Source organism: Staphylococcus ratti (genome assembly GCF_020883535.1).
Taxonomy (GTDB): domain Bacteria; phylum Bacillota; class Bacilli; order Staphylococcales; family Staphylococcaceae; genus Staphylococcus; species Staphylococcus ratti.
Genome location: NZ_CP086654.1, coordinates 111614 through 124950 on the forward strand (window position 1 = coordinate 111614; position 13337 = coordinate 124950).

The following is a 13337-nucleotide window of genomic DNA, read 5'->3' on the forward strand; positions in this document are numbered from 1 at the left end:
GTCGCAACGACTCCTTTTATTCGTAATAGTTTAATTCAAGGTCTTTAGATGTTTGTTTACGTGTTTTACGCATTAACGCAACATCTTCAATTAATGATTTACCGTATGAAGGAATCATTTTTTGGATTTTAGGTGTCCACTCTGATTTAAGTTCAGGGAAGTTTTTCTCAAGTACTTCTAAAGCTACAGATACAGAAGTAGAAGCTCCTGGTGATTCACCTAATAAAGCGATAACAGTGTGGTCTTGAGAGTTAACCACTTCAGTACCGAATTGGATAAATCCTTTACCGTAATCTTCGGTATCTTTGATAACTTGAACACGTTTACCAGCAGTGTATAATTCCCAATCTTCGTCACGTGCTTCTGGATAGAATGTACGTAAGTGATTCATACAACCTTCTTTTGTCATTAAAATTTGGTCGATTGAATATTTGATTAATGGTAAGTTTTTCGCTGCTGATGCAAGTAAAGTCATAATGTTATATGGTTTAACAGAGCGGAATAAGTCTAAATTAGAACCATTTTTCAAGAATTTTGGACCTACGCTAGCAAATGGTCCGAATAACAATGTTTTCTCACCGTTGATATAACGTGTATCTAAGTGAGGTACTGTCATTGGTGGTGTGCCCGGTGGCTCTTTACCATACACTTTAACGCCGTGTTCTTCAACAACTGCAGGGTTTGTACATGTTAAGAATTGACCCGTAATAGGGAATCCACCTAAGTTTTTACTTTCAGGAATACCTGTTTTTTGAAGTAAAGGAATCGCGCCGCCGCCAGCACCGATAAATACGTGATGTGCGATTTCAGTGAATACTTCACCACTGTTGCGGTTACGGATTTTAACTTCCCATTTTTTATCTGCGCGTTGTGAGAAGTTAATCACTTCATGATTGTACTTCACTTCAGCGTTTTCATGCGCTTCAATGTTTGAAGTCATTTTACGTGTTAACTCACCAAAGTTAACATCTGTACCTTCATCAATTTTACTTGCCGCCATGATGTCGTTCGCGTCGCGACCTTTCATCATTAATGGCATCCACTTACGCATTACTTCGATATCTTCAGTATATTCGATGTTATCGAACATTGGAGAACCTTTCATCGCTTCATAACGATCTTTTAAGAATTTACGGTTGTTAACACCGCGTACGAAGCTGATGTGAGGTAGTGGATTGATAAACTCACGTGGGTTTGAAATGTTATTATTTTTAACTAGGTATCCCCAGAATTGTTTTGAAATTTCAAATTCCTCATTGATGTGTTTTGCTTTTTCAATGTCGATTGAACCATCTGGTTGTAAAACCGTATAGTTCAATTCACAAAGTGCAGCATGACCAGTACCAGCGTTGTGGCGTTCGTTAGAACTTTCAAGACCTGGACGATCTAAGCGTTCATATAGCTTGATATTCCAGTTCGGTTCAAGTTCTTTAATCATTGAACTAAACGTTGTACTAAGCACCCCAGCACCAACGACAATGATATTTCTAGGTTCTGACTGATTAGACATATTTATCACCTTTCAAATTTAGTTATAACCATTAGCATAAGCTTATATTAAACGATATGCTTTAATTATATTACATTTACTTTTATTATGGAATTGTACAGATAAAGAAATTTTAAAATGTATGGCATAAATATGTGACAATTTGTGATTAGTATGGTATTAAATCATGGATTCCATTAATTTTTCTTCTTGTTTAATACGCTTGAAGAGAAAGAAAGCATAAGGTAACAGTAATAACCATGAGACTTTAGCGCCTGTAAGTAATAATACACCGATAAGTTCAGGAACAATATTTAAGAAATAGTTCGGATGCTTTGTAATTTTATATAAACCTGATTTTACAATCGGATGATGCGGTAAAATAAAAATCTTTAGCGTCCAAATACGGCCAAGTGTACGAATAACGTGAAATAACACTAAGTAACTTAAGATGAGTAAAATAAGACCGAAAATATTCATAAAACTGAGTGTTGTGTGATAAATCAACGCTTCAATTGCGGCGCCGACATAAATTAAAATATGTGTCGCTGCGAGACCTTTGGAATTGGCTTGTCCATATTCTTTTGCGCCTTCAACAATAAGTGCTTTAGCATTATTAATAGATATGTATAACGTATACAGACGAATTAGGAAAAATGCTGCTAGAAGTGTTACAACCATGATGTTTGTCATCTCTTTCTTTTTAGAATAAAAAAATGCAACCCAACGTGATAATGGTGAGAGATCTAGGTTGCCATCTACAGGTATCACGTCGGTATCGCATTATGTTTATATTTTAATTTGAAATTATTCATAAAACCATTAAATCTAACTTAAATGTACCTTTAATTTAAGTTAATAGATTGAGAAAAAGAAGAGCGCTTAAGCATCGACATCATAAGTTGATAGTAGATAGATACGATTTTAATATAACTGCTCCATACTAAACGCAAAGTGTAATGAAAATAATAGTGAAGGTGCACGTTGATATGCTATTATATGAAAAAATTGAAGAAATTTCTTCAAGGAATTACAACGGTTAAATGAAGTCGCGCTTGAGCTAGCACAGAAGGAGTAAAATAAAATTCAAATCATATTTCCAGGAGGTTTTTATGTTTTTAAAAGAGAGAAATGGCTACGAACAATATGCTAAAGTGTCTAAAATCATGATGGCTATATCCATGAGCTTAATACTTTTGGCTTTAGTTTTAAAATTACTATTTGCATGGACAATTTCAAGTTATATTATTTACGGTCTATTTTCAATATTTATATTAAGTTTAATTATTGATGCGATTCCTGATTTTTTGAGAAAAAATGTTACAGCTGCCGTTTTTGATGTGATTTTTATAGGCGTAATGATTTGGATACTTTTTTACGCTAATTTTTAAGTGAGTAACTTGTGATTTCAAATGATTTGAATTTATAAAGCATCCTTAAATGGTCACGTTTAAGTACGCTATTGGGTTAATAAAGGGACGGGATTACAATGAATAAGACTTTGAAGAGGGACTTAAGCTAGCCCTAATTCAAAGTCTTTTTTTGTATTAAATGTAAACCATACGCTATGCGTGTGGTTCAGGAAAGATTTCACCGTTGTATTAAAACAGGCACCTCAACATGCTAGAATAATATTTGGTCAGCCAACCAATACTAGCTACACGAGGAGATGCCTAAATGTCTAAAGACACAAACAGTTTAGCACATACAAAGTGGAATTGTAAGTATCACATAGTTTTCGCACCTAAATATAGAAGACAAATTATATACGGAAAAATAAAAAGGGATATCGGCATAATTTTGAGACAGCTTTGTGAAAGAAAAGGTGTTGAAATTATAGAGGCCGAAGCATGTAAAGATCATATTCATATGTTGGTAAGTATACCGCCCAAAATAAGTGTTTCCCAATTTGTAGGTTATTTAAAGGGGAAAAGCAGTCTAATGATTTTTGATAGCCATGCTCATTTGAAATACAAGTATGGGAATAGAAAGTTTTGGTGTAAGGGTTTTTATGTAGACACGGTCGGAAGAAAAAAAGTAGAGAAAAAAATAGAACCCTTTTAAGGGTTACTGAGAAAGTAGTACAGTTGGCTTCAGTGCCCTTATAAGGGCTGGTTAGTAACAGAGGCTTTCAACCGCAGAACAAACCACCCGTTTTACGGATGGTTATGATTGACAAAAAATAGAATAAGTGATGGCATTTTAACTATTGATTGGAATGGATTTATTGATAAATTAAAAAAATAAAAATTGAATTACCAGTTGTGACTTGGTTTGTTTTTAGTATAATGAATCTAAATTACAAAATAAAATTTACTATCTATAAAATATTTATAATTCAATATTGAAGTCATCTATACTTTGGTTTAATATTATGAAAACAATAAGGGGGTTAATTATGATTAAACGAACAGATGAACATATTTTTACTTGGATTGGTGTAGGTATACAAAGCGCCATATTTTTTTGCATGTGTTTCTTCATGTTATTAGTAGGATGGAACCCGTTAAACTTCCCAGAGAATTTAAGCTTATATAATTCTGATAGATGGACGAGTGGCGTCGATCTAATCCAGTTTATATTGGGCTATTGTGTATTATTAAAGCTCATTGTAGTTCCTTTAGCAATTGTAGGTGGAATATTGATTAATGAGAAGGCAAAATTAGCAGGAATTTTATTGATTATTGCAGGTGTTTTTAGTTTAGGTAGCGCTATAATTAGTATTATATTGACTTTTGTAGGTGCGCTTAGTTTAGGTCTCCCTATAAGTAGCATTTTATGGATTACTGCAGGTGTCATGTTGTTAGTGAAGAAGCCAAAAACTTCAGTAGAAAATCCTCAATATCATCGTAATCATGAGGGAAGAAACGATACTATTGAACAATCTCATGATGTAGAAAATCACAATCCGCAACGCCCTATATAAATATTAATCTAGTGTAGAATCAAGGGTTTTATCTGTACATTCTTATTTTTTACACCAAATCATAAATGAGAAATAAAGTTTATTATCTAGAAAATATTTATAATTCTGTATTGAAGTCGGCTTTAATTTCATTTAACATTATAGAAAACAACAAGGAGTTTTAATTATGATTAAAAGAACAGGTGAACATGTTTTAACATGGATTGGTGTAGGATTACAAACTATCGGAGTGCTCTTTTTTACTTTCTTTGCTTTTGTTATAGGAGCGAATCCTGAAGAAATACAAGAGGAGATGGTCGCAGATGGATCATATACATATGAAGAAGCGGAAGGCGTTATAGCGGTATTTCGATTTATCTTCGGCTTTGGTATCTTCTTAGGGGTTATTTTATTGGTTGTAGCAATTGTAGCGGGAATATTAATTAGTAAGAAAGCAAAATTAGCAGGGATTTTATTGCTTGTAGCAGGTATTCTTAGTTTATTTGTCTCTTTTGCTAGTATTTTGTGGATCATTGCAGGTATTATGTTGTTAGTGAGAAAACCAAAAACTTCAGCAGAAAATCATCAATATTACCATAACTATGAGGAAAGAAACACTACTACTGAATACCCTCATAATGTGGAAAACCATAATCCGCAACGTCATGAACACAATCAAAATCAACATTTTGAAACGCAAGAAGAAGCGCAACGCTCAAAAGAAATTCAAAAAGACCCATACAAATATTAATCTATTAACGAAGCAAGGATAGCACATGTCCTTGCTTCTTTTTTAAGCATTTTTTCTATAAATAAGTGATAAATGCGATAAACTAATATTGAGGATTTAAAAATGGGAGGTTACACGATGGCAAAATCATTATTTGAAGTATTAGAATCTAAAGAAGCACGAATGATTGAAATTAGACGCTATCTCCACCAACATCCAGAATTATCATTTCATGAAGAAAATACAGCAAAATATATTGAAGATTTTTACAAAGATAAAGATGTAAAAGTAACAAAAAATGTAGGTCCACGGGGTATAAAAGTTGAAATCGATTCGGGGCGTCCTGGGAAAACACTTGCGATTCGCGCAGACTTTGATGCTTTACCGATTCAAGAGGAAACAGAATTACCTTTTGCTTCTCAAGTTGATGGTGTGATGCATGCGTGTGGGCATGATGCACATACAGCGTATATGCTTGTACTTGTTGAAACACTTATAGAGATGAAAGATCAATTTAAAGGGAAAATTATAGTGATTCATCAACCGGCAGAAGAAGTCCCTCCCGGCGGCGCACAAGCGATGATTAAAGATGGCATATTAGATGGCGTTGATCGTGTGTTAGGCGTACATGTGATGAGCCAAATGGACACGGCCAAAGTATTTTATTGCCCTGGATTCGTTCAAACAGGCCGCGCCTTTTTCAAGTTAAAAGTAAAAGGGAGAGGTGGACATGGCTCATCTCCACATACTGCTAACGATGCGATTGTGGCGGCAAGTGCTTTTGTTATGGATGTACAAACCATCATTTCAAGACGGCTAAATCCTTTTGAAACGGGCGTCGTAACGATTGGGTCATTTGATGGTAAAGGACAATTTAATGTGATTAAAGATGTCGTTGAGCTTGAGGGAGACGTGCGTGCATTAACGGATGAAACGAAAGCCACGATTGAAAAGGAAATTAAACGTTTATCTAAAGGGCTTGAAGCCACATTTGGTGTGACGTGCGAGTTAGATTATCACGATGATTATCCAGCGCTATATAATGACCCTGACTTTACGCATTACGTTGCTGAAACGATTGATCAAGCAGGTTTAGACATACAAGAGGCAAATCCACAACCGCCATCTGAGGATTTTGCATACTATGCTAAAGAAAAGCCGAGTGCATTTATTTATGTAGGTGCAAAACCTGAAGAAGGCGATGCGTATCCTCACCACCATCCTAAATTTAATATTAGCGAAAAAGCCTTGCTTGTAGCAGCGAAAGCAGTAGGTTCTGTCGTATTAGATTATTTAAAATAAGTAAGAAAAGTTCAAACATTATATCGAGGGACGTAAAGAATAAATTCATCTATAAATCATTTGATATAATAAAGCTAAATTAAATATTTCAGAGGTGTACGAATGAAGTATAATGCTTTGATTATTGAAGATGATATTGAAATTGCGCATATCATTTCTTTGAATTTAGCACATATGGAAACACAGTCGACGCTCGCATACACAGGTGATGAAGGGTTAAGTAAGTTAGAAAAAGATACGTTTGATCTTGTTATATTAGATCTTATGTTGCCAGGAAAATCCGGAGACGAAATCATTAAGGAACTAAAAAATAAAACGGAAGCGAAAATTGTAGTAGTATCTGCAAAATCAGAAGTGAATGATAAGGTCAATTTATTATTATCTGGAGCGGATGATTACATTATAAAACCATTTGCTAAAGAAGAATTTAGAGCAAGAATTCAAGTGCAATTGCGCAATCTTAACAAACGAATAACGAATCAAAAATTAAAATGGAAAGCGTTAGAATTAGATAAATCTAAACGAAGTGTAACATTCAATCAGACGCAGATTGCGTTAACAAATACGGAGTTTGACATATTAGCTTTGTTAATTGCTTCCCCAGAAACCCCTTTTACGAAAAGACAAATTTATGAAGTGATTCAAGGTGTATATTTAGGGGATGACAATACGGTGAATGTGCATGTCTCTAATTTAAGAAAGAAATTAGCACAACATACAACAGATACGTATATTAAAACAGTTTGGGGTATTGGTTTTATGCTCGTCTAATTCTTAAGACTTTCTTTATAATTTGCTTAAAGTAATTTGAAGAACCTTCTTCTATAGTAAAGTTATAGAAGGAGGTTTTTTTATGGATGTTGTTATAAAAACGAAGCATTTAAGTAAAAAGTATCAAACCCATCTTGCACTACATCCAACGAATTTTACTTTAAAAAAAGGAGAAATTTGTGCGCTAATTGGTAAAAATGGCGCAGGGAAGTCTACATTGATTAAGTTGATTGCCAATCACATTCAACCTACTGAAGGCACGATAGAACTATTTGGTCGTGTAGCTAAACCAAATCAGGAAGTGCGAAAACGGATAGGATTTTTAATTGATACGTCTGTCTTTATAACCCACTTTACTGCTAAGCAAAATTTAGAATATTTTGCGACGCAATATGGACTTATCGATAAACAACGTATTCAAGATGTTTTGGATGAAGTGGGACTGGGACAAGTATCTAAAAAAGTAAAAGCCTATTCTTTAGGGATGAAACAACGATTAGGCATTGCATTAGCGTTACTTAATGCACCGGATTTGATTATTTTAGATGAGCCTATTAATGGTTTAGACGTAGAAGGAATAAGAGATTTTCGTAATCTTATCGTCCAATTGAATAAAACGTACGGAATGACCGTTTTGATTTCTAGTCACATTTTAAGTGAATTGCAGCAAATTGCTACCCAATTCGTCTTTATTGAAAAGGGTCACTTGGTTGAATCAGTGAGTAGAGAGGCACTATTTAAAAAGGCGAAAAAAGCCATTTCTTTAAAGGTAGATCAAACGTCTAAAGCAGTACAAATCATAGACAATACAAATTCAGACATAGATTATAAAGTACTTCGCGATGAAACCATTATGATTAAGTCTGATGTTTTAGAGCCAAGTGAAGTGAATGCGCTCATGTGGGAGCAAGGCATACGTGTATATCAAATTAAAGAAGAGTTGTTTAATTTGGAAAATTATTTTTTACAAGAACAAAGGGGTGAGTCCCATGATTAATTTTTTAAAAAGCCAAAATTATCTTATGCTAAGAAGTAAGAAATTCTATATTTTAGCAGCTGTATGTTATGTGCTTATTATTTTAGCAGGGTTAGTACTGTATTTTACGGGACAATCAGGCAGTTATTTTCCTTACGATAATGCCCGATTTTATTATGTGAATGTGGTAGGATTTAGTGGATTAATTATTATAATTAGTGTTATTGTTAACCAATTTTTCCATACAAAAGAAATTCATCAAAGTGAAAAAGTAAGCATTGCTTTTGATATGCCTAAAAAAACATTATACTTTGGGAAGTTTTACGCATTGCTATATTATTTTTTTACTGTTTGTCTCGTATCTTTTTTAATTTTGATCACAATGGGAAGTTTGCTATTTGAGGATGGAACAAGAAATATTATGCTATTGGTATACAGCATTATTAATATGGCGCCTATGATATTTGGAGCACTCGCTGTGGGGCATGCGTTATTCAGTTCTAGAATGAATGCAGTTGGTGTGGTTATAACGATTTTGTTGCTTTTTACAGGGTTAAAACAACTCTTTTACGGATTAACGCTATTAAATAAAGGATTTGAGCCTATTTACAAATTAACACCGCAATATTTATTAGATGAAAATTTACAAATGTACATATCTCACCATGTGGATTTAGGTATCGAGTATTGGATTATTGGATTAATGATGGGCCTATTCAGTTTAGTTTTAGGCTATTTGAAATTTAAAAAATTAGAGCATTAATATTAAGGAAGAGGTTTTATGTTATACGTTGTTATCACATTACTTGTTTTAGTTATCGCCATATTAGGGGTATGTTATTGGAGATTAAAAAGCGAATTAAAATATATTGAGTTACAACTCAATCAATTAAATGAAGATATTGAATCTAATCAATATATAAGGTCATCAACGGGGTTTCAAGGAAGTAAATCATTGATTCAAGCGTTGAATGCGTACATCAATCAAGTAAAGAAGTATCACCAATTTTATAGAAAAAAAGAATTGATGTTAAACAAAGAAATTAACAATGTTTCTCATGATTTAAGAACGCCGCTAACAGCCATCAAAGGATATACAGAGCTACTTCAAGAAACGAATAATGAAAATGACATAAAGCAATATATTCAAGCGATAGATGGCAAAGTATCGCATTTAATACAAAGTGTGAATCTCTTTCATGAACTGACGTATTTCAATGCGTTTGATTACGATTTAGAATTAGAAAAAATAGATATTGTCGATTTTACAAAAACACAACTCATATCGTACTTTCATCAATTTGAAGAAAAACAAATTCAAATTGAATTTGATGAAGCACAAGTTTTAAACGTGTACGCGCATAAAGAAGGTATGATGAGGGTCATGAGTAATGTGATACAAAATGTACTCCGTTATGGGATGAGTTTAGCGCATATAAGTTTTAGAAAAACGAACAGTGAAATTGTGGTTTGTATTAAAAATGGCACGCAATTGAACATGAATGAGGAACAGTTATTAAAGCTTTTTGAACGTTCCTATACGTTAGACGAAAGCCGTACAGATTATCAATCAGGCGTAGGATTATATATAGTGAAAAGTTTGGTAGAGCGACAACAAGGATCAGTGAGCGTTCAATTTAAAAAGCCGATTTTTGAAATAGAAATCGCATTAAAAAGCGCGTAAATGTCACACGTGAAACAAGTAAGAGTGAAAACGAAAAGCACAAGGGCAAAACGAACCATTAAACATATTTAAAATAAGCAATGAAGGCATCCATATATCTCGACCTTAGATATCATGGATGGCTTCATTTTTTAAACATGGAAACCATATAATGCCGCACAAGAAAATAGACGATATTAGTTTACAAAAGTCCCCTCGTTATCGTGAATAGTGAGGAAATTGGTATATCTAGAAAAACTAGTTATTGATTGAATTATAGCGATAAGGCTATAAATTACGAATTTTTATTAGTATGTTTTTAAATACTAAAATAGAAAGTTAATTTTAAATAAAAGGAATCATTTGAAACATTCATAATAAGTATAGTATTGTTGTTGTCAAGTAAGTACCAATGAAAAAAGCTATAGAAAAACGTTGAAAAAATATGTAGTCCCAACTTTGAATTATATTTTAAAATCGAAAGAAGCTACTTTAAGTATCATAAAAGGGGAAGTTGCTTAAAATCTGATGCGTACGATTATTAAAAATTTTTAGATTGTCGTATAGGATGCTGGAGATTTGATATAAGAAAGGATGGATTTAATGAACAACGAAGAGTTAGAGTCTAAGCTCTTATTAATTAAACAGTCTATAGATGTGCTTCAGGAAGAATTAGCGCCTGACTTGAAGACTAAAGATTTGGTATTATTACGTTATGGTTATAAGGTTGATGAAATTGACAAGTTAAATAAGTATTTATTTAAATTAACAACTGAAAATGAAAAGGTAACAAAGAGAGAATTTAAGGCAAAGTTATGTGAAATTAGAAATCTTCCTGAAATCCCAATGGGGCAAGTTAATGATATTTTAGAAGGTTATCGCAATAGTAAACTATATGTAAGTTTGATTAATAAGATTTTGAAAGATAATTATTAACGTTAGGAAATCGTTGTTGCGCTTAGTTAATTTATTTCTATGCAAAGGATTGATTTTCAATGTACAAATATAAAATATACAATAAACTATCTACAGCACGTACTAAAATAGTAAACGAAGATACCGATGAGACGATTGGGTATCTTAAAAAAAGCTATGCTAATATTTTCACACGTTCTATTGATTTAATAGGAGACGGAAAGTTTTTTAATAGTTTTAAAGTCTATAATAAAGACAACGAATTAGCTTTTGTATCTAAACAAAGAAGTCCTTTTAAGTTTAGAGATTTTATAATTCATTTTACTCAGAAAAATAAGGAATCAATCTCTCTGAATATTGTAGACCGCCATTGGTTTAAGCTCTCTGAAAAAAACGAATTTCGCTTTTTGAATTCTAGCTATGAATTACATAAAAACATAGGAGAATGGGCATACATCATTAATAAAGAAATAAATCAAAAAGTAGCTAAATGGAAAAATCCTTTAACCTCTCCCGTATCTAACTATTTTGAACTTTTGGATGATTCTTTGAAAGAATATGAACTTCTTTTCTTAGGAATATTCCATACCTATTTGTATGGCGAGTAGTTTTAAAAAAGAGACTAAATACATGGCAATAAAACGTGTATTAATGCATTTTATAAAAATGTAATTGAATAATATAATCTAACAAATATGTATCTGTATTGTCTGTACGTGTAGATATATGTAATTTAAGTTCAATGCTTTTTCAGGTAGATAACTTGTAATAGAAGGAATATTTGTATGTATATATATCTATAAAATTTATTGATTATTAAAATAAACACTATAATGTTATTTTGCTTTCTTGTTTGCAAGATACAACATAATTGGAAAATATTAGACTTATAATCGCATTTTATTGCTGGAAATAACGCCAACAAACGAGGAAGTATACATATTTAGGGTGAACCAAATCAATTCGAGAAATCGTACTATCATTAATGTCTAAAACTTCTTAGATACCTCATTATTTTTACTTTGTCTTTATAATTTTCTTTATATAGATTTGGAAAAATTTTTGATAAAAAGTAAACATTAAATATATATATTGAAATATGTATGATGATTATTATTGGCATCGGTGAAAAATGTAAAAATGACCACATAAATGCAATGATTGAAGTAATCAAAAACACTCCCCAAAAACCCACGACCAATAATGCCATTTTTGAATTATATTTGAAAGTTCTTTTCCAACTGAATCTTTTTTGTTGGCACACAAACTCTTTATATTTTTGACGATTTATGTCAATATAGTCAAATTGTTCAACCTGATAATTATAAATATATTGGTAAATTCTGTGTTTCTTTGTGTACTTTTTAACTAATGCCTCTTCATCTTGAACTTTCAATAACTCTTTATTAAACGGAGATATAATACTTTTTCTTTCGAAAATCGAATTATCATTATCTAAGAATAGTATGAAACTATTTAAAGATAATCTAAAAGTGGCAATGTACATGAAAGTAAGGAATAATATTATTGAAAAATCTATAGTGAGTATTATGAAAGAAAAGCTTGTATGATAGTAAAAATAATACAATAATATAAAATCTATAGAAAATAAAGTTACGCCTATAATCAAAAAAACTGCTATTTGGAGAAAAACTGTTGAATAAAAATCGAATTTCTTATTATCCAAAAATTTCCCTAAAGCTTTTAAAAGAGCTAAAGTTAAAATGAAAAAGTTTACTATTTCTTTCATTATTGTTCACCTTTTTAATAAAAATCATTAATTTTTATTTTTTTATTTCTAATCAGAATACACTAACCATTAAATTTAAAAAAATGATTGTAATTTGGACGTATTTTATAGCATGTTAAGTATTCTCATAAGATTCAACTAAATTATAATTATGAATTATAAAGTTGTAAAGAAATAGTTATTTATATAAATTTTTATTTATTTTTAAAGAACCCTTAACTAAACTTGCAGACGAATGTCGGCATAGCATGAGCCATTAAACCGATCATTCGCCAACTTAAGTATTTTGGCAAATTAAAGTAACAAGGTATTGGGAAGAAAACATAAACATTTTAAATTGTTTTTATTTGGTGAGTAAGATAAATAGTAAATGGCCTAGAGCTAGAAGGATAAGAATTGTTAAAATAGAACTAATAATTGTGATTATTTTAATTTTTCGCTTGCTAAATTCTGGACTTTTATAGATTGAAATATAAAACATATAAAGGAATCCTACAAACATGCCATATTCAGATAATAAAAAATTCCATCTTATGTCCATATAACCTCCAACCATTAAGCCATATGCTCCTAAAATGACAAAAAACAAAATGTATTGATATATGACGACTATCATCTGTTAACCTCCAAAAACGTATATTAATCCATGGTTAGAAGCGTTTTTGCGCTGGTGACAATATTGATAAAGTATGCGAATTATTTTATGGTGTATTTTAAAGCAAAATTCGTCAAAGCATGAGTCTGTTATACTTTCGTCTATAATAATAAGGATAACTATTTCAATTTGAGATAGTTACCCTTAAGTTGTTGCGATGCATTTCAATAAAATCAATGTT

14 protein-coding genes and 1 pseudogene are annotated in these 13337 nt (G+C 31.8%); 11 read left to right on the plus strand and 4 right to left on the minus strand.

Annotated features, from left to right (window positions below):
- Window positions 1-16: 16 nt before the first annotated feature.
- Both lqo and LN051_RS00475 read right to left on the minus strand, forming a co-directional pair.
- Complete coding sequence (lqo, locus tag LN051_RS00470; RefSeq protein ID WP_229292683.1) at window positions 17-1510, minus strand: L-lactate dehydrogenase (quinone); 1494 nt, start codon at window positions 1508-1510, stop codon at window positions 17-19.
- A 159-nt stretch (window positions 1511-1669) separates the two neighbouring features.
- Window positions 1670-2170 carry an isoprenylcysteine carboxyl methyltransferase family protein gene (locus LN051_RS00475; RefSeq protein ID WP_229292684.1) on the minus strand — a complete coding sequence of 167 codons (501 nt, stop codon included), beginning with the start codon at window positions 2168-2170 and terminating at the stop codon, window positions 1670-1672.
- 431 nt (window positions 2171-2601) lie between these two features.
- Here LN051_RS00475 and LN051_RS00480 point away from each other — a divergent pair, with 431 nt between their 5' ends.
- The 11 genes and pseudogenes from LN051_RS00480 (at window position 2602) to LN051_RS00530 (ending at window position 11359) form a co-directional block, all read left to right on the plus strand.
- Window positions 2602-2880 (plus strand): hypothetical protein, encoded by a 279-nt coding sequence (locus tag LN051_RS00480; RefSeq protein WP_229292685.1) that lies wholly within the window; start codon window positions 2602-2604, stop codon window positions 2878-2880.
- Between the two features lie 286 nt (window positions 2881-3166).
- A pseudogene (tnpA, locus tag LN051_RS00485) lies at window positions 3167-3526 on the plus strand (IS200/IS605 family transposase); the annotation flags it as partial.
- Window positions 3527-3887: 361 nt separating this feature from the next.
- Window positions 3888-4415, plus strand: coding sequence for a DUF4064 domain-containing protein (locus LN051_RS00490; protein ID WP_229292687.1), 528 nt, complete (start codon window positions 3888-3890; stop codon window positions 4413-4415).
- Between the two features lie 166 nt (window positions 4416-4581).
- Window positions 4582-5145 carry a DUF4064 domain-containing protein gene (locus LN051_RS00495; protein ID WP_229292688.1) on the plus strand — a complete coding sequence of 188 codons (564 nt, stop codon included), beginning with the start codon at window positions 4582-4584 and terminating at the stop codon, window positions 5143-5145.
- Window positions 5146-5262: 117 nt separating this feature from the next.
- The gene (locus tag LN051_RS00500) at window positions 5263-6426 is read left to right on the plus strand and encodes an amidohydrolase (RefSeq protein WP_229292689.1); all 1164 of its coding nucleotides are present in this window, start codon (window positions 5263-5265) and stop codon (window positions 6424-6426) included.
- Window positions 6427-6528: 102 nt separating this feature from the next.
- On the plus strand, window positions 6529-7197 hold the full coding sequence (locus LN051_RS00505) for a response regulator transcription factor (RefSeq protein ID WP_229292690.1): 669 nt from the start codon (window positions 6529-6531) through the stop codon (window positions 7195-7197).
- 82 nt (window positions 7198-7279) lie between these two features.
- Window positions 7280-8194 carry an ABC transporter ATP-binding protein gene (locus LN051_RS00510; RefSeq protein WP_229292691.1) on the plus strand — a complete coding sequence of 305 codons (915 nt, stop codon included), beginning with the start codon at window positions 7280-7282 and terminating at the stop codon, window positions 8192-8194.
- Window positions 8187-8936 (plus strand): hypothetical protein, encoded by a 750-nt coding sequence (locus LN051_RS00515; protein ID WP_229292692.1) that lies wholly within the window; start codon window positions 8187-8189, stop codon window positions 8934-8936. Before LN051_RS00510 ends, LN051_RS00515 begins: the two co-directional genes overlap by 8 nt.
- 18 nt (window positions 8937-8954) lie before the next feature.
- A complete protein-coding gene (locus LN051_RS00520) occupies window positions 8955-9857 on the plus strand; it encodes a sensor histidine kinase (RefSeq protein ID WP_229292693.1) in 903 nt (300 codons plus the stop codon).
- 582 nt (window positions 9858-10439) lie between these two features.
- Complete coding sequence (locus LN051_RS00525) at window positions 10440-10772, plus strand: hypothetical protein (protein ID WP_229292694.1); 333 nt, start codon at window positions 10440-10442, stop codon at window positions 10770-10772.
- Between the two features lie 59 nt (window positions 10773-10831).
- On the plus strand, window positions 10832-11359 hold the full coding sequence (locus LN051_RS00530) for a tubby C-terminal domain-like protein (RefSeq protein ID WP_229292695.1): 528 nt from the start codon (window positions 10832-10834) through the stop codon (window positions 11357-11359).
- Window positions 11360-11733: 374 nt separating this feature from the next.
- On the opposite strand, the gene LN051_RS00535 is transcribed toward LN051_RS00530, so the two are convergent.
- Window positions 11734-12501 carry a hypothetical protein gene (locus tag LN051_RS00535; RefSeq protein WP_229292696.1) on the minus strand — a complete coding sequence of 256 codons (768 nt, stop codon included), beginning with the start codon at window positions 12499-12501 and terminating at the stop codon, window positions 11734-11736.
- Between the two features lie 343 nt (window positions 12502-12844).
- The gene (locus LN051_RS00540; RefSeq protein ID WP_229292697.1) at window positions 12845-13117 is read right to left on the minus strand and encodes a hypothetical protein; all 273 of its coding nucleotides are present in this window, start codon (window positions 13115-13117) and stop codon (window positions 12845-12847) included.
- Window positions 13118-13337: the final 220 nt, after the last annotated feature.

Coding starts and splice junctions, on each gene's coding strand:
- LN051_RS00540 (WP_229292697.1), bottom strand. CDS start 13,117: ATGATAGTCGTCATATATCAATACATTTTGTTTTTTGTCATTTTAGGA.
- LN051_RS00480 (WP_229292685.1), top strand. CDS start 2,602: ATGTTTTTAAAAGAGAGAAATGGCTACGAACAATATGCTAAAGTGTCT.
- LN051_RS00515 (WP_229292692.1), top strand. CDS start 8,187: ATGATTAATTTTTTAAAAAGCCAAAATTATCTTATGCTAAGAAGTAAG.
- LN051_RS00520 (WP_229292693.1), top strand. CDS start 8,955: ATGTTATACGTTGTTATCACATTACTTGTTTTAGTTATCGCCATATTA.
- LN051_RS00535 (WP_229292696.1), bottom strand. CDS start 12,501: ATGAAAGAAATAGTAAACTTTTTCATTTTAACTTTAGCTCTTTTAAAA.
- LN051_RS00475 (WP_229292684.1), bottom strand. CDS start 2,170: ATGGTTGTAACACTTCTAGCAGCATTTTTCCTAATTCGTCTGTATACG.
- LN051_RS00530 (WP_229292695.1), top strand. CDS start 10,832: ATGTACAAATATAAAATATACAATAAACTATCTACAGCACGTACTAAA.
- LN051_RS00505 (WP_229292690.1), top strand. CDS start 6,529: ATGAAGTATAATGCTTTGATTATTGAAGATGATATTGAAATTGCGCAT.
- lqo (WP_229292683.1), bottom strand. CDS start 1,510: ATGTCTAATCAGTCAGAACCTAGAAATATCATTGTCGTTGGTGCTGGG.
- LN051_RS00490 (WP_229292687.1), top strand. CDS start 3,888: ATGATTAAACGAACAGATGAACATATTTTTACTTGGATTGGTGTAGGT.
- LN051_RS00525 (WP_229292694.1), top strand. CDS start 10,440: ATGAACAACGAAGAGTTAGAGTCTAAGCTCTTATTAATTAAACAGTCT.
- LN051_RS00500 (WP_229292689.1), top strand. CDS start 5,263: ATGGCAAAATCATTATTTGAAGTATTAGAATCTAAAGAAGCACGAATG.
- LN051_RS00510 (WP_229292691.1), top strand. CDS start 7,280: ATGGATGTTGTTATAAAAACGAAGCATTTAAGTAAAAAGTATCAAACC.
- LN051_RS00495 (WP_229292688.1), top strand. CDS start 4,582: ATGATTAAAAGAACAGGTGAACATGTTTTAACATGGATTGGTGTAGGA.